General features: G+C 65.4%; 15 protein-coding genes. 9 read left to right on the top strand and 6 right to left on the bottom strand.

Annotation, left to right across the window (positions count from 1 at the left end):
- Positions 1-68: 68 nt before the first annotated feature.
- The 3 genes from F3J45_RS13115 to F3J45_RS13105 form a co-directional block, all read right to left on the bottom strand.
- Complete coding sequence (locus F3J45_RS13115; RefSeq protein ID WP_167062889.1) at positions 69-2,933, bottom strand: class I adenylate cyclase; 2,865 nt, start codon at positions 2,931-2,933, stop codon at positions 69-71.
- 191 nt (positions 2,934-3,124) lie between these two features.
- On the bottom strand, positions 3,125-3,370 hold the full coding sequence (locus F3J45_RS13110) for a TIGR02647 family protein (RefSeq protein WP_167062886.1): 246 nt from the start codon (positions 3,368-3,370) through the stop codon (positions 3,125-3,127).
- A 69-nt stretch (positions 3,371-3,439) separates the two neighbouring features.
- Positions 3,440-3,739 carry a hypothetical protein gene (locus F3J45_RS13105; RefSeq protein ID WP_167062883.1) on the bottom strand — a complete coding sequence of 100 codons (300 nt, stop codon included), beginning with the start codon at positions 3,737-3,739 and terminating at the stop codon, positions 3,440-3,442.
- A gap of 147 nt (positions 3,740-3,886) precedes the next feature.
- Here F3J45_RS13105 and F3J45_RS13100 point away from each other — a divergent pair, with 147 nt between their 5' ends.
- Complete coding sequence (locus F3J45_RS13100) at positions 3,887-4,546, top strand: glutathione S-transferase (protein ID WP_167062880.1); 660 nt, start codon at positions 3,887-3,889, stop codon at positions 4,544-4,546.
- A 71-nt stretch (positions 4,547-4,617) separates the two neighbouring features.
- On the opposite strand, the gene argH is transcribed toward F3J45_RS13100, so the two are convergent.
- Positions 4,618-6,012, bottom strand: a complete 1,395-nt coding sequence (argH, locus tag F3J45_RS13095; protein ID WP_027916957.1) for an argininosuccinate lyase — start codon at positions 6,010-6,012, stop codon at positions 4,618-4,620.
- Positions 6,013-6,319: 307 nt separating this feature from the next.
- Between argH and F3J45_RS13090 the strand changes: the two genes are divergently transcribed.
- The 7 genes from F3J45_RS13090 (at position 6,320) to rsd (ending at position 12,666) form a co-directional block, all read left to right on the top strand.
- Entirely contained in the window at positions 6,320-7,063 is a 744-nt protein-coding gene (locus F3J45_RS13090; RefSeq protein WP_167062877.1) for a LytTR family DNA-binding domain-containing protein, read from the top strand.
- A gap of 130 nt (positions 7,064-7,193) precedes the next feature.
- Positions 7,194-8,135, top strand: a complete 942-nt coding sequence (hemC, locus tag F3J45_RS13085; protein WP_167062874.1) for a hydroxymethylbilane synthase — start codon at positions 7,194-7,196, stop codon at positions 8,133-8,135.
- Positions 8,132-8,893 (top strand): uroporphyrinogen-III synthase, encoded by a 762-nt coding sequence (locus F3J45_RS29855; protein WP_205299763.1) that lies wholly within the window; start codon positions 8,132-8,134, stop codon positions 8,891-8,893. The genes hemC and F3J45_RS29855 overlap by 4 nt, the downstream gene beginning before the upstream one ends.
- 45 nt (positions 8,894-8,938) lie before the next feature.
- Positions 8,939-10,039 (top strand): uroporphyrinogen-III C-methyltransferase, encoded by a 1,101-nt coding sequence (locus F3J45_RS29850; RefSeq protein WP_205299762.1) that lies wholly within the window; start codon positions 8,939-8,941, stop codon positions 10,037-10,039.
- Positions 10,036-11,274 carry a heme biosynthesis protein HemY gene (locus tag F3J45_RS13075; protein WP_167062872.1) on the top strand — a complete coding sequence of 413 codons (1,239 nt, stop codon included), beginning with the start codon at positions 10,036-10,038 and terminating at the stop codon, positions 11,272-11,274. The genes F3J45_RS29850 and F3J45_RS13075 overlap by 4 nt, the downstream gene beginning before the upstream one ends.
- Before the next feature lie 186 nt (positions 11,275-11,460).
- A complete protein-coding gene (locus F3J45_RS13070) occupies positions 11,461-11,964 on the top strand; it encodes a disulfide bond formation protein B (RefSeq protein WP_167062870.1) in 504 nt (167 codons plus the stop codon).
- Between the two features lie 231 nt (positions 11,965-12,195).
- Entirely contained in the window at positions 12,196-12,666 is a 471-nt protein-coding gene (gene rsd / locus F3J45_RS13065; protein ID WP_167062867.1) for a sigma D regulator, read from the top strand.
- Positions 12,667-12,675: 9 nt separating this feature from the next.
- Here rsd and F3J45_RS13060 read toward each other — a convergent pair whose 3' ends face one another.
- Positions 12,676-13,341, bottom strand: a complete 666-nt coding sequence (locus tag F3J45_RS13060; protein WP_167062865.1) for an FKBP-type peptidyl-prolyl cis-trans isomerase — start codon at positions 13,339-13,341, stop codon at positions 12,676-12,678.
- A 311-nt stretch (positions 13,342-13,652) separates the two neighbouring features.
- Here F3J45_RS13060 and F3J45_RS13055 point away from each other — a divergent pair, with 311 nt between their 5' ends.
- Positions 13,653-14,660, top strand: coding sequence for an AlgP family protein (locus tag F3J45_RS13055; RefSeq protein WP_167062863.1), 1,008 nt, complete (start codon positions 13,653-13,655; stop codon positions 14,658-14,660).
- Here the strand turns inward: F3J45_RS13055 and F3J45_RS13050 are convergent.
- Entirely contained in the window at positions 14,636-15,118 is a 483-nt protein-coding gene (locus F3J45_RS13050) for a TIGR02444 family protein (protein ID WP_167062860.1), read from the bottom strand. The two genes, F3J45_RS13055 and F3J45_RS13050, sit on opposite strands and share 25 nt — an antisense overlap.
- Positions 15,119-15,161: the final 43 nt, after the last annotated feature.

Genomic DNA, 15,161 nt, shown 5'->3' with positions numbered 1-15,161 from the left:
CAGGTGATCGCATACCCTTGTAGGAGCAGGCTTGCCTGCGATGGGCTGCAAAGCAGCCCCGGCTTTATCTAAGGTTCCAACGTGGCGTGCAATTTCGCCAACCCCTCGTTCAGCGCCTGCTCCAGCTCGCGCTTGTAGCGCAGGTAAAGGCTGGTCGAGCCTTGCTCGTCTTCAAGCAGCTCGGACAAATCCAGGTCCGTGATGTAACAGCGGTAGTGCCCGGCGCTGCGGCGCTGGCCGAGGATCTGCCGGGCGACCACCTCATACAGCTGCTCGCCATGGTCCAGCTCGGAGAACTCCAGCTGGTCGCAATACAGCGTGACATGCACCTCATCCCCCGCACCGGCCTGCAGGATGGCCTGAACCTCGTAGTACGGCTGGTCACTGGCATCGCTCGGTGCCGGGCGTGGCTCCACGCTGCGCGCCTTGCCTGGCCCGCTTGGCAGCAATTGGCCGTAGTGGATATCCAGTGAAGCCTGTTGCAGGCAGTCCAGCGGCAGGCGTGCATCGTGGCGCATCAGCACCGAGCGCAGGAAACGCTGCAGCGGCAGCAGCAGGTGGTTTTCATCGTGCAGCGGCAGGCGTTGCTGCCACAGCGCGTTGTACTCGTCGAGCACGTAGAGGTCGGCCCAGCCGTCGAACAGGCGGTAGAACACCTGGATGCAACCCGGCTGCTCCTGTGCCAGCACCAGCGGCAGGTCGTGGTCCTGCAGGGCGTTGGCGTCGAGGTACAGCGGGCTGTAGGTGCTGCGCTCCTCGCCCAGGCAACCCAGCACGGCCTCATGCCCGGCCAGGGTCGCCAGGCTGACCTGGCCGGGCAGCAACTCCAGCACGTGGGTGTACTGGGCCACCTGCAGCACGTAGCGGTGGTTGCGGCCCTGGTCGAGCAGCAATTGCACGGTGTCGAAAATCTCCTCCACCCGCTGGCTGATGGCCTGGGCGCGGTTGTGGCAGAAGCAGCGCACCCGCACCCGCGGGCGGTGGCTGCGCTGGCCCAGGCTGTTGAGGAAATCGCGCAGGCAACGCAGCAGCGCGTGCTCGCCGTCATAGCGCTGCACCAGCACTTCGTTCCAGCTGTTGAGGGTGACCTGATCGAGCGTCAGCACCAGGTTCTCGCGTACCCCGGCATAGCTCAGCGAGTCGGTGCGCTCGGTGGTCATCATGATGTTCAGGTCACGGTGGTGGCGCAGTGGGTCGACGCCGACGTTGACCAGCAGCAGGATTTCGTCGGCCACGCTCGGTTGCAGCAGGCGTACTTCGCCAACGCCCTCCAGGGGCAGCGGGATGCCCTGCTGCAAGCTGCCGACCAGGTTGAACAGCTCGAACTCGGTCAGGTCGCTGTCGCCTGGGTGCAGTGCCAGGCGCGTGCTGCTGTCGATGACGCCGTTGCGGTGGGCCCAGGTCAGCAGTTCCAGCAGCTCGCGGCAGCGCTTGATCGGGCTGAAGTGCTCCCACTCATGGGTGCCCAGGTTGCCGTTGTACAAGCCCCAGTGATGGCTGCCGGGTTCCTTGCGGTTGGGCGAGTGCACCAGGGTGACGGTGTCTTCGGCGATGTCCGGGGCAATGCCTGGGTTGATCGCTTCGATCTTGCCGGCGCGGCGCTCGAAGGCGGCGTACAGGCGCCGGCCCAGCACGTTGAGGTCGCGCTGGTCGGCGCGGGTGCTGGCGTTCTGCTGCTGCGCGAACTGGTTGAGAAAGCGGTAGCTGTGGTTGAGCTCGGCCACCAGTTCCCGGCGCTCCACGGCCACCTGGCGCACTTTCCACTGGCTGCGGCTGTCGAGCAGCGCCAGTTGGCGCTCGTCCCAGCCCCACTCATCGGCCAGGCGCTGCAGCAGCTGGCGTTGCCAGCCGTGGTTGCGGTTGCGCTCCAGGCCGCTGAGCTTCTTGTTCACCTTCAGGTACAGGCTGCGCCGCACCAGCTCCAGGCGCGCGGTTTCGCCCCGGGCCTGCAGGTAGCGCTCGATGCGCCGGTACACCATCACGTAGGGGTCGAGCTCGTCGAGGTCGAGCTGGTTGGCGAACACCGCCTGCTTGTAGTCCAGGCTCAGGCAGCGCACGTTGGGGTGTTCGCTGGCATAGACCTCGGTCAGCAGCAGCTTGAGCAGCGACTTGTAGGGCGAGTCGATGCCCTTGAACAGTTGCCACAGGCCGGCCCCCACGTATTCGCCAGGCGGAATGTGCGCCAGGTGGCCAAGGTCGAGGGCATCCTGGTTGCGAATGAAGCGCTTGGACAGCAGGGTTTCGGCATAGCCCTGGTAGTTGTGCTCTTCATACGCCGGCACCAGCCACCACAGCGGTGTGCGCCCGGCCAGCCAGATGGCGGTGCGGTAGAACTCGTCGAGCAGCAGGTAGTGCTGGGTGGTGCCACAGTCGTCGGAGCTCAGCTGGCCGTCGCGCAGGCCCTGGGCGAAATGCTGCGGGTCGATCAGGAAGAAGTGCGCCTCGGCGCCCTGGCTGGCGGCCCAGGCTTCGAGCAGCTGGCACTTGCGCCGCAGTTCGTCGCGCTGGGTGTCGTCCAGGCCTGGGGCGTGGCATACCCACAGGTCCATGTCGCTTTGCTCGGCCTGGGCCAGCGAGCCCAGGCTGCCCATCAAAAACAGGCCGTGGATCGGCCGCGGCGGGTTGCCGTGGCGGGCCTTGTAGGCGAACGAGCGGGCCAGGCGCTGGGCCTCGGCAACCCGTTCGGCGTCGGGCTCGAAGCCGGCCACGCCAGCTGGGGTGGCGCCGGACACGTAGCCGGGCAGCAGCGGGTGGTTGACGTGGAACAGCAGCGGCAACAGGGTCAGCACCAGTTGCTGGCGGGTCGACAGGCCTTCCATGGCCCGCTCCAGGCGGCCCTGGTTGATATGCAGAAAACGCGCACGCAGCGTCGCCAGCACCTTGCGGTCGATGCCTTGGTCGAGGTCGGGGCGGATTTCGTGGGGGTGGTTCATGGGGCACTCAGGGCGGGCCGGGGGAGCTGTGGCGAGTTTAGCCTGAGTGGGGCAGTGGGATAAGCGCTGAATGGGTTTTTGACGTCATTTTTCTAACGCGTGGTCAGGCCTCTTCGCGGGGCAAGCCCGCTCCTACACAAAGGACGGCGCCTGTAGGAGCGGGCTTGCCCCGCGAAGAGGCCAGCACAGGATCAAGCAGGCTGTGGCGTTTTAAGAATGCTAAGCAACAGTTGAACGCTTTCAGCCGCATCGTTCCCGAGGCTGGTGAGGTAGCCACCATCGGGCTGGTCGGTGAGCTCTTTTTCATGAAGGCGCTTGGCCGCGGCGATCAAGGCGGGCGAAGCATTGCTGCCAACTTTGATGCCTTCCTGGTGGTTGTCCAGGTTGAACAGGGCAAGCACTTCCAGTTCGGCGATCAGTTCGGGGGTGAAGGACATGGCGACTCCTGACTTCCAGACAAGGATGGCGGCACCGCCAGCGGTGCCTGACCCTGGAGTGTAGTCGGCTTATTCGTCGTCGCCTTGATCTGCCTCAGGCGGCAGCTCCGGCAGGGCGCGCAGGGCGGCTTCGTACCACTGGCCGTCGAAGGCGCGGTCGTCCTTGAGCATGTTGTCGATCTCGATGGCCAGCACGTGGGCCATCAGGTTGAGGATGTCTTCGCGCTCGTAGCCGACCAGGGTCAGCTTGTTGAACGTGGCCTTGGCCGCTGGCGGCTCGCCGCTTTCAATCTGGTTTTCGATGGCTTCGGTCAGTGTCGCCTCGGCGAAGGCTTCGTCGTCGTTTTCGATGTCGTCGTGCTCGCTCATGGCGCGGCTCCTGTGGTGGGACGCACAGTGTGCCACGCCCGCGCCGGCAATGCCTGGCCATCGACGGGGTGCATGACGCTGGTCAGGAAAACGCCCAGGGGCTATAACAGCCCAGCCATCCCCACACGGCCTGGAGGCTGTTACCCCATGCTCAAGCTTCACGGATTCTCGGTCAGCAACTACTACAACATGGTCAAGCTGGCCCTGCTGGAGAAGGGCCTGCCCTTCGAGGAGGTCGCGTTCTATGGCGGCCAGGCGCCCCAGGCGCTAGCGGTCAGCCCGCGGGGCAAGGTGCCGGTGCTGCAAACCGAGCACGGTTTCCTCAGCGAAACCAGCGTGATCCTCGACTACCTGGAAACCCTGGGCGGCAAGGCGCTGCTGCCGAGCGACCCATTTGCCCAGGCCAAGGTGCGCGAACTGCTCAAGGAGATCGAGTTGTACATCGAGCTGCCAGCACGTACCTGCTATGCAGAGGCCTTCTTTGGTGCGGCGGTCGAGCCGTTGATCAAGGAGCGTGCGCGTGCCGAGCTGTTGGCAGGCTTTGCCACGCTCAAGCGCAATGGGCGGTTTGCCCCCTATGTGGCGGGTGAGCAGTTGACTGTGGCCGACTTGATGTTCTGCTTCTCGGTCGACCTGGCCTGTGCGGTGGGCAAGAAGGTACTGGGCATCGACTTCCTGGCGGACTTCCCCCAGGCCAAGGCATTGTTGCAACTGATGGGCGAGCACCCGCACATGGCGCGCGTGGTGGCAGACAAGGACGCGGCGATGCCGGCGTTTCTGGAGATGGTGCGCAGCGGCAAGCGCTGAAGTCGGCGTTGGGGCCTTCGCGGGGCAAGCCCGCTCCTACAGGGTGTAGGGGCGGGCTTGCGCAATGGGCCTTAGCGCGAAGCCAGCAGGGCCTTGCCGCGAACCACGGCGGCGCGCACCTGGGCCGGTGCGGTTCCGCCAATGTGGTTACGGGCATTCACCGAACCTTCCAGGGTCAGCACGGCGAACACGTCCTGCTCGATCTGGTCGCTGAACTGGCGCAGTTCGTCCAGGCTCATCTCGGCCAGGTCCTTGCCGGTGTCCACGCCATACTTCACCGCATGGCCGACGATCTCGTGGCAATCACGGAACGGCAGGCCGCGGCGTACCAGGTAGTCGGCGAGGTCGGTGGCGGTGGAGAAACCGCGCAGGGCCGCTTCACGCATGATCGCGTGCTTGGGCTTGATGGCCGGAATCATGTCGGCGAAGGCCCGCAGCGAGTCGCGCAGGGTATCGGCGGCGTCGAACAGCGGCTCCTTGTCTTCCTGGTTGTCCTTGTTGTAGGCCAGCGGCTGGCCTTTCATCAGGGTCAGCAGGCCGGTCAGCGCGCCGAACACACGGCCGCTCTTGCCACGCACCAGTTCCGGCACGTCCGGGTTCTTCTTTTGCGGCATGATCGAGCTGCCGGTGCAGAAGCGGTCGGGCAAGTCGATGAACTGGAACTGGGCGCTGGTCCACAGCACCAGCTCTTCGGAGAAGCGCGACAGGTGCATCATCGCCACGCTGGCGGCAGCGCAGAATTCGATGGCGAAGTCGCGGTCCGAAACGCCGTCCAGCGAGTTGCCGGCCACGGCTTCGAAGCCCAGCAGCTTGCAGGTCAGTTCACGGTCGATCGGGTAGGTGGTGCCGGCCAGCGCGGCGCTGCCCAGGGGCATGCGGTTGGCGCGCTTGCGGCAGTCGACCAGGCGCTCGTAGTCGCGGCTGAGCATTTCGAACCAGGCCAGCAGGTGGTGGCCGAAGGTGACCGGCTGGGCCGTCTGCAGGTGGGTGAAGCCAGGCATGATGGTTTCGGCTTCGCGCTCGGCCTGCTCCAGCAGGCCCTGCTGCAGGCGGGTGATTTCGGCCAGGATCAGGTCGATTTCGTCGCGCAGCCACAGGCGGATATCGGTGGCCACCTGGTCGTTGCGGCTACGGCCGGTGTGCAGCTTCTTGCCGGTGATGCCGATGCGGTCGGTGAGGCGGGCCTCGATGTTCATGTGCACGTCTTCGAGGTCGACGCGCCAGTCGAAGCTGCCGGCCTCGATTTCGCCCTGGATGGTTTTCAGGCCATCGATGATGGTGTCGCGCTCGGCGTCGCTGAGCACGCCGACCTGCGCCAGCATGGTGGCGTGGGCGATCGAACCCATGATGTCGTGGCGGTACAGGCGCTTGTCGAAGTCGACCGAGGCGGTGAAGCGGGCGACGAAGGCGTCGACGGGCTCACTGAAGCGGCCGCCCCAGGACTGATTGGTCTTGTCGGTGCTCATGGATTCACTCATTGCAGGCGTGAACGAAAAAGTGGCGCCGATAATAGCAGGGTTGGGCCTGCTACCGCAGGGCGTCGGTCGACAGAAACCGGTGGAAAACATCAATGCAGGCGGGCGATGACGATATTCAACGATTGAACGGCAGTGTTCCACGGACCGTCTACAGTTGGACAGAGGACTGGCAGCGATTCTGCCGGCTCAGTGAATCTTTGGCCTTCGTATCGGTCTAGAGCGTGACCGCAGTGTCGCTCGACCTGCTCTTGTCTACGCTATACCCGTGAGACTCACTCAGGAATCCAGAGCAATTATGAATGTCCTGATCGTTGATGATGAACCCCAAGCCCGTGAACGCCTGACGCGGCTATTCGCTGAACTGGAGGGGTACACCGTGCTGGAGCCCAGCGCCACCAACGGCGAGGAGGCCCTGGCTCTGATCGAAAGCCTCAAGCCCGATGTCGTCCTGCTGGACATCGGCATGCCGGGCCTGGATGGCCTGCAGGTTGCCGCTCGCCTGTGCGAGCGCGAGGCGCCGCCGTCGGTGGTGTTTTGCACCGGCGACGATGAATACGGCGCCGAGGCCTTCAAGGACAGTACGCTCAGCCATGTGACCAAGCCGATCCAACCCCAGGCCCTGCGCGACGCCCTGCGCAAGGCGGAAAAACCCAACCGTGCGCAACTGGCGGCGCTGACCCGGCCGGGCAGCGAAGGCGGCAACCCGCGCAGCCATATCAGTGCGCGCACGCGCAAGGGCATCGAATTGATCCCGTTGCCCCAGGTGATCTATTTCATTGCCGACCATAAATACGTGACCTTGCGCCACGAAGCCGGGGAAGTGTTGCTCGACGAACCGCTCAAGGCCCTGGAAGATGAATTTGGCGAACGCTTCGTGCGTATCCACCGTAATGCCCTGGTGGCCCGTGAACGCATCGAGCGCCTGCAGCGCACGCCGCTGGGGCATTTCCAGCTGTTCCTCAAGGGCCTGGACGGCGATGCCCTGACCGTCAGCCGCCGGCATGTGGCGGGTGTGCGCAAGATGATGCAAACCCTCTGACCGCCGTTTCGCCGGCCTGTGAACCTGCGCGGCCCTGGCAGGCGCCGCGCCGGGTCTGTTGATCCGTATCTGCAAGCGATGCCGTTGATGCTGTTATCATCGGCGGCATTTCTCTGCATCGGGGCGTTTCATGTCCACTCGCGAAATCCGCATTGCCACCCGTAAAAGTGCCTTGGCCCTGTGGCAGGCCGACTACGTCAAAGCCCGCCTTGAACAGGCGCATCCGGGGCTGTTGGTGACCCTGGTGCCCATGGTCAGCCGTGGCGACAAGCTGCTTGATGCACCGCTGGCGAAAATCGGCGGCAAGGGGCTGTTCGTCAAGGAACTGGAAACCGCGCTGCTGGACAACGAAGCCGACATCGCCGTGCATTCGATGAAAGATGTGCCCATGGATTTCCCCGAGGGCCTGGGCCTGTTCTGCATCTGCGAGCGTGAAGACCCGCGTGATGCCTTTGTCTCCAACACCTACGCCAGCCTCGCCGCACTGCCGGCCGGCAGCGTGGTCGGCACGTCCAGCCTGCGCCGCCAGGCCCAGTTGCTGGCGCGCCGGCCCGACCTGAAAATCCAGTTCCTGCGGGGTAACGTCAACACCCGCCTGGCCAAGCTCGATGCCGGCGAGTACGACGCGATCATCCTTGCCGCAGCGGGCCTGATTCGCCTTGGCTTCGAAGACCGCATCACCGACTCGATCAGCGTCGAAGACAGCCTGCCAGCGGGCGGCCAGGGCGCCGTGGGCATCGAATGCCGCAGCGCTGACAGCGAAATCCACGCCTTGCTGGCTCCGCTGCACCATGCCGATACCGCCGACCGGGTGGTGGCCGAGCGGGCCTTGAACAAACGCCTGAATGGCGGCTGCCAGGTTCCGATTGCCTGCTACGCCGTGCTTGAAGGCGAGCAGCTGTGGCTGCGCGGCCTGGTTGGCCAGCCCAGCGGCGGCACCTTGCTGGTGGCCGATGCCCGCGCACCGCGCGCAGCGGCGCAGGCCCTTGGCGAGCAAGTGGCCGAAGCCCTGCTGGGCCAGGGCGCCGAAGCCATCCTCAAGGAAGTGTACGGCGAGGCCGGGCACCCGTGAGCGCCTGGCGCCTGCTGCTGACCCGGCCCGTCGAGGACTGCGCAGCACTGGCGCAGAGCCTGGCCGCTGCCGGTGTGGCGAGCAGTTGCCTGCCGCTGCTGGCCATCGAGCCGGTGGCGCTGCAGGGCCGGCAGCAGCTGGCCGGCCTGGCGCAGTGCCAGGCGATCATCGTGGTCAGCAAGCCAGCAGCCCGCTTGCTCCTTGAAAACCTGGCCACGGCAGGGCTGCAAGCGCCCGCCACAGGCTGGTTCACCGTGGGTGAAGCGACGGCGGCGGTGCTGCAGGCCGCGGGCTTGCAAGTGAGCTTTCCCACGGGCGGTGACGACAGCGAGGCGTTGCTCGCGCTGCCGCGCCTGCGCGAGGCTATCGCCGCGCCCGCCGCCCATGTGGTGATTGCCCGTGGCGTGGGAGGTCGCGAACTGCTGGCAGAGCGTCTTGCAGAGCAAGGTGCTAGGGTCGAATATCTGGAACTGTATCGTCGCTGCCTGCCGGCATACCCGGCGGGCACCCTGGTGCGCCGCATCGAAGCGGAACGCCTCAACGGGCTGGTTGTCAGCAGTGGGCAGGGTCTTGAACACCTGCAATTGATGGCCGCCGCCGATTGGCCGCAAGTCGCGCGCCTGCCCTTGTTCGTGCCCAGCCCGCGGGTTGCCGAACTGGCCAGGGCCGCCGGGGCCCAACAGGTTGTGGATTGCCGTGGCGCCAGTGCCACGGCCTTGCTGGCAGCCGTGCAGCGCAGCGCTGCACCTGCCTCTTAAGGCGCTAAGCTCTGAGCGAGGCGCCCCCATGCAAAGGATGGATACGTGAGCGAAACTGTCTTGTCCAACAATGATCAGCCGTCGGCGCAGCAGCCGGTTGAACCCGCCCCCGAAAAGCCCGCGAAGCGCGCTGGCAGTGGCCTGGCCCTGCTGGCGCTGCTGGTTGGCGCCGCCGGGGTGGCGGTTGGCGGTTGGGGTGTCTGGCAGGTACGCCACCTGCAAGGCAGCGAGCTGAGCCAGGGCCAGCAGCTGGAGGCGCTGAACCAGCGCGCCGCCGCCTTGCAGCAGCGTGAACAGCAAACCAGCGCGCAACTGGCCAGCCTGCCGGCGGCCAGTGAACTGGAAGACCGCCGCCGCTTGGTGGCGCAACTGCAAGGCGACCAGCAACGCCTCAGCCAGCGCCTGGAAACCGTGCTTGGCGAAAGCCGCAAGGAATGGCGCCTGGCCGAGGCCGAGCACCTGCTGCGCCTGGCCACCCTGCGCCTGTCGGCGTTGCAGGACATCACCAGCGCCAAGGCCCTGGTCGAAGGCGCCGACGAGATCCTTCGCGAGCAGAGCGACCCGGGCGCCTTCGCCGCCCGGGAGCAACTGGCACGCAGCCTGGCGACTCTAAGCAGCACCCAACAGCCAGATCGCACCGGCCTGTTCCTCAAGCTGGCTGCCCAGCGCGAGCAGGTGCAGCAGCTCAGCGCCCAGTCGCCGGAGTTCGCCAGCAACGCCGATGCCCTCGGTGCCCTGACCGCCGACGGCGACGGCGCCAGTCGCCTGTCGCAGTGGTGGGCGGAAATTTCCAAGTATTTCCAGATCGACTTCAACGCCGATGACAACGTGCGCCCGCTGCTGGCCGGCCAGCAGCTGAACCAGCTGCGCCTGGCCCTGAGCCTGACACTTGAGCAGGCCCAGTGGGCTGCGCTCAATGGCGAAAGCAAGGTCTACAGCAAAGCCTTGGATGATGCGCGCAGCGTACTGCTGGCCAACTTCAATGCCGACAACCCACAGAGCAAGGCCATGCTCGACAGCCTCAATGCCTTGGCCGAAGAGCCTGTGTCGGTGGTCACCCCGGACCTGGGTGAAAGCCTGGCGGCCGTGCAGGCCTATATCCAGCGCCGCCACCTGCCGGCCGAGGCACAAGGGGGCAAGCCATGAAGCGTGTCTACCTGCTGGCGGTGCTGGCGATCGTGATTGCCGCCGCATTGGGCATCGCGGTGGCCAAGCACAGTGGCTACGTACTGATCGCCTACGGCGGCTTCCGTTACCAGTCTGGCTTGTGGGCCGCCCTGGCCGCGTTGGTGGGCATCGTCGTGGTGCTGTGGCTGTTGCGCTATGGGGTTGGCCTGGTGCTCACATCCTCTGGCGTGGTCAACCCGTGGTCGCGGCGCAACCGCAGCCGGCGCGTACGCATCGCCATCGAGCAGGGCCAGCTGGACCTCGCCGAGGGCCGCTGGGCCAGCGCCCAGCGTCACCTGCATCGCGCCGCCGAGGCTGAACGCCAGCCGCTGCTGTATTACCTCGGTGCTGCCCGCGCAGCCAATGAGCAGGGCCGCAAGGACGACAGCGACCAACTGCTGGAGCGTGCACTGGAGCGCCAGCCCCAGGCTGAACTTGCCATCGCCCTGACCCACGCGCAGTTGCAGATGGACCGTGGCGAGTCCGAGGGCGCCCTGGAAACCCTGCTGGTCATGCATGAGCGTCACCCGCAGAACAACCAGGTGCTGCGCTTGCTCCAGCGCCTGTACCTGGAGCAGGGCGACTGGTCGGCGTTGATCCGCCTGCTGCCGGACCTGCGCAAGAACAAGGTGCTGCCGGCCACCGAGCTTGCGGCGCTGGAACAGCGTGCCTGGGGCCAGAACCTGAACCTGGCGACGACCCGCGGCGAAGATGCCCAGAGCGCCCGCCAGGCCCTGGAGCGTGCCTGGCAGCAGTTGACCGCCGCCCAGCGCCAGGAACCGCAACTGGTGTTGGCCTATGCCGAGCAGCTACGCCAGGTGGGCGCACAGGGCGAAGCCGAACAGGTGCTGCGCACCGCCCTCAAGCGCGAGTACGAGAGCCACCTGGCACGCCTGTATGGCCTGGTGCGTGGCGATGACCCGGCGCGTCAGCTGCAAACCGCCGAGGGCTGGCTCAAGGCCCACCCGCAAGACCCAAGCCTGCTGCTGACCCTGGGGCGCCTGAGCCTGCAGAATCGCCTGTGGGGCAAGGCGCGTGATTACCTGGAAAGCAGCCTGCGCATGGAGCGCAACCCGGAAGCCTGTGCCGAACTGGCGCGTCTGCTTGCCGGGTTGGGCGAAACCGAGCGCAGTAACCAGCTGTTCCAGGAAGGCCTTGGCCTGTTGGATGAACGCTTGCTGGCCTTGCCACTGCCCGAAGGCGTACGCGCCTGACCCTGCCGTGGGCCCGCGCTGAGCCGCGGGCCCACGGTTGCAGTCGACCTGCAAAGAAATTTCCTACAAGTCGCGTAGAAACTTCCGTACCCCTCAAGCGACGTGTCGCCACCGTAGTGCCTTGAAACAAAGCCAGCCTTTCCTCTACCGTTTCAGGCCACTTTCGATTACCGGACCCCAACACCCATGCTGCCGGCCCGTCTGCGCACATTTTTTGTTCCTGCCTGCCTGGGCGCCTGTGCCGTGCTGTGGGCATCCTTCCATCTGGAGCACCTGGTGGGCCTCGTGCCTTGCCCGCTGTGCTTCAGCCAACGGGCGCTGCTGGCGGTGTATGCCGTGGTCTGCCTGGCGGCGCTGCTGCATGCCCCAGGCCTGCGTGGCCTGTTGCGTTACGCACGGGCGGCATTGGCTTGCGCAGGGTTGGGGGCGCTGTTGGCGGGGCGGCATGTGTGGCTGCAGGGCGTGGCCGGCGGCCACGTGTGTTCACTGCCGTTTTCCCATGTGTTCGAGCAACCCTGGCGCAAGGCCGTCCACGAACTGTTGTTCGGCGGCCCGGACTGCAGCTCGCTGGCCTGGAGCTTTCTCGACCTGACCTTGCCTGAGTGGAGCCTGCTGGCATTCCTGCTGCTGGCGGCGATGCCCCTGAGCGCTCTGCTGGCGTATCGTTTCCGCAGCCTGGCCCAGGGTTGACCCAAGGCAAGGCAGGGGCAATCGCTCGACCAGTGGTGCCGTACCCAGGCATTAAACACTTGTATGAACTTTGTCGCCTGCGTACCTTGAAGGGCAGCACGTGCGGGAATAATCTCCCAGCACGCATACCGAAAACACAACTGCTCGATGCCGTCCTGCTGATGTCACCTTTGTGCTACGCGGTCGTGGTGCGAGGTGCAGCGGCATCTACCCAGAAGGGAAGAGATCGCCATGCTCGATAGTTGTCAGAACGCCCAGGAACGCTGGGGTGGGGTTCACAAGCTGATCGACCGTTGGCTCGAGGAACGCGAGGAGCTGGTTCAGGCTTTCCGTACCTTGCGCGACGCCAGGCCGGCCTTTGCCGACAAGCACCAGAGCCGCGACTTCTGCGCCGTGCTGGTCGACTATGTGTCCGCCTGGCATTTCGAGGTCAGTGAGCAACTGGTTACCGAGGCCAAGGCCTTTGGCGACGAGAAAGCGCTGAAGCTGGCCGAGGAAATCAACCCGCGCATCAACGACATCACCCAGATCGCGCTGGCGTTCAACGACCACTGCGAAAAGGGCGAATGCAAGGACACCGAGCGTTTCGCCGAAAAACTCGGCAAGCTTGGCAGCCTGCTGCATGAGCGCTTCGAGCTTGAAGACTGCCTGATCGAGGTGCTGCACAACGCGCACAAGGAAGAGGGCGCGGTGCAGGCGTGAAGACCGGCGTCAGTCGCCGACCGCCAGCAGCTCGATTTCGAACACCAGGGGCGTGTAGGGCGCGATCAGGTCACCGGCGCCCTCGGCCCCATAGGCCTGCGCCGATGGAATCACCAGGCGCCAGGTTGCGCCGGCCTTCATGTGCGGCAAGGCCACCTGCCAACCTTCGATCACCGAATCCAGGCTGAACCACTGCGGCTGCTGGTTCTGGTCGAACACCGACCCGTCCGGCAGCTTGCCGGTATAGCGCACCTGAACCCTGCCACCGGGCTTGGGTTGCGCGCCATCGCCACTTTTCAGCTCGCTGTACAGCACCCCTTCCGGCAGTTCATGAACCCCCGCACGTGCCCGTTCGTTGGCCATGAAGCGGGTTTCCACTGCTTGCAGCTTGGCCACTTCGGCCTGTTCGGCGGCATGGTTTGCCTGTTCGTCGTGCTGTTGCAGGATGGCTTGCATGCGCGCCTTGTCGAGCTGCGGCGGCTGGCCCTGGTAAGCCTGGCGCAGGCCTTCGACCAGTGCATCGAGCTGCAGCCCGGGCACTTCCTGGCGCAGCCGCTCACCGAGGCTGGCACCCAGGCTGTAGGCCAGGTCGTGGTCGCTGGCAGGGGCGGTGTCGGTGGCGGCCAGGGCGAAGGGCGTTATCAGGAACAGGCTGAGCACAAGATAGCGAGACATGGCGGGTCTTTGTCTTGAGTGATGGGTGGCTGTCGGACCAGGCGCTGCTTATGCGGCGCATCGCGAGCGCCTAGGATAATACCAACCGCTCGAATAAATAATGTAGGCGGGCGTAGCTCGCGATGTGCCACCCAGGCAGCACAGTCAAAAACCTGCAACGATTTGTTAAGCAACTACACTTGCACCCAGCTGCAAGATAACAACTTTGCCCAGGCATGCAACGCGGCGCCAACGTAACTGTCACATGCCCTAGCGGCGGTAGCAGCAGAAGCATAGTATTAGCCGCAATCTCGTCAGCCAGGAGGTAAACCATGTCGGCCAAAAAGAAGCCAGTAAGTACGCCGTTACACCTGCTCCAGCAACTTTCGGGCAGCCTGCTCGAACACTTGGAAGACGCCTGCTCGCAAGCGCTGGCTGATGCGGAAAAATTGCTGGCCAAGTTGGAAAAGCAACGGGTCAAGGCCCAGGAAAAACTGCACAACGGTCGTTTGAAGTTGCAGGACGTGGCCAAGGCCGGTAAAGCCAAGGCTCAAGGCAAGGCACAAAAAGCCATTGGCGAACTTGAGGGCTTGCTCGATTCGCTCAAAGAGCGCCAGACGCAAACCCGCACCTATATCCAGCAACTCAAGCGTGATGCCCAGGAAAGCCTGAAACTGGCCCAGGGTGTAGGCAAGGTGCGCGAGGCTGCAGGCAAGGCGTTGGACCAGCGCGCAGTCGCTGCCAAGGCTGCCAAACCGGCAACTGCCAAAGCGTCTGCCCGCAGCACTGCCGCCAAGGCCCCGGCTCGCGCCGCTGCTGCCAAGCCAGCTGCCGCCAAGGCCCCGGCTCGCGCCGCTGCTGCCAAGCCAGCTGTCGCCAAGGCCCCGGCTCGCGCTGCTGCTGCCAAGCCAGCTGCCGCCAAAGCCCCGGCTCGCGCTGCTGCTGCCAAGCCAGCCGCCGCCAAGGCCCCGGCTCGCGCTGCTGCTGCCAAGCCAGCCGCTACCAAGGCCCCGGCTCGCGCCGCCGCCGCCAAACCGGCTGCAGCCAAGCCCGCCGCCGCTGCCAAACCAGCCGCTGCCAAGGCTCCGGCCAAAGCCAGCGCTGCCAAGCCCGCTGCCGCCAAGCCAGCGGCTAAACCTGCTGCCGCCAAGGCCCCTGCGAAGCCAGCGGCTGCCAAGCCTGCAGCCAAGGCGCCAGCCAAACCAGCAGCAGCCAAACCAGCAGCCAAACCGGCCGAGTCCAAGCCGGCCACGCCAGCTGCAACCACCTCTGCCAGCACCCCTGCGGCAGCCTCGGCACCCGCCAGCAGCCCAGCTCAGGCGCCGTCTTCGGCATCCTGACGCGCTGCGGCCGCGACGCGCAATTGCTCCAGCGCGTCGTGGCCACGGGCCTGGTCCGGCGCCAGCCGGGTCAGCCAATCTTCCTCCAGCCCGTGCGCCCCGCTGGGCCATGGCTGTGCACAGGCCTCCAGCCGTTGCAGCAAGGTTTTTTCCGCCTGCAATTCCAGGCCCTTCAATTGCTCGCGTAGCACGGCCAACTGGGCATCCTGCTGTGCGGCGTCCCGCCATTGCTGGCGCAGCGTACGCAGCGGCATGACCACTTCCTTCTGCCAGCTTTCGGCCAGTGCCTGCAGCGCCTGGGCGCGGTCGCGGCTGTAGGCGACTGCACGCCGCTGCAGCCAGGTGGCGCAAAGCAGCAGGCAAACATCGCCACCCAGGGCTTGCAACTGCAGGCAGGCCGTTTCAACGCCGGGGCGGGCATACAAGGCCAGGGCGTGATTCCACAGGTCGGTGTGCATGATTCCACTCACGCTGAGGGCCGAGGAAGCTGGTAGACTCCGC

The sequence above is a fragment of the Pantoea sp. Ap-967 genome (genome assembly GCF_011752565.1).
Classification (GTDB): domain Bacteria; phylum Pseudomonadota; class Gammaproteobacteria; order Pseudomonadales; family Pseudomonadaceae; genus Aquipseudomonas.
The sequence above is the reverse complement of the archived record's forward strand: the minus strand, read 5'-3'. Positions and strand labels throughout refer to the sequence as shown.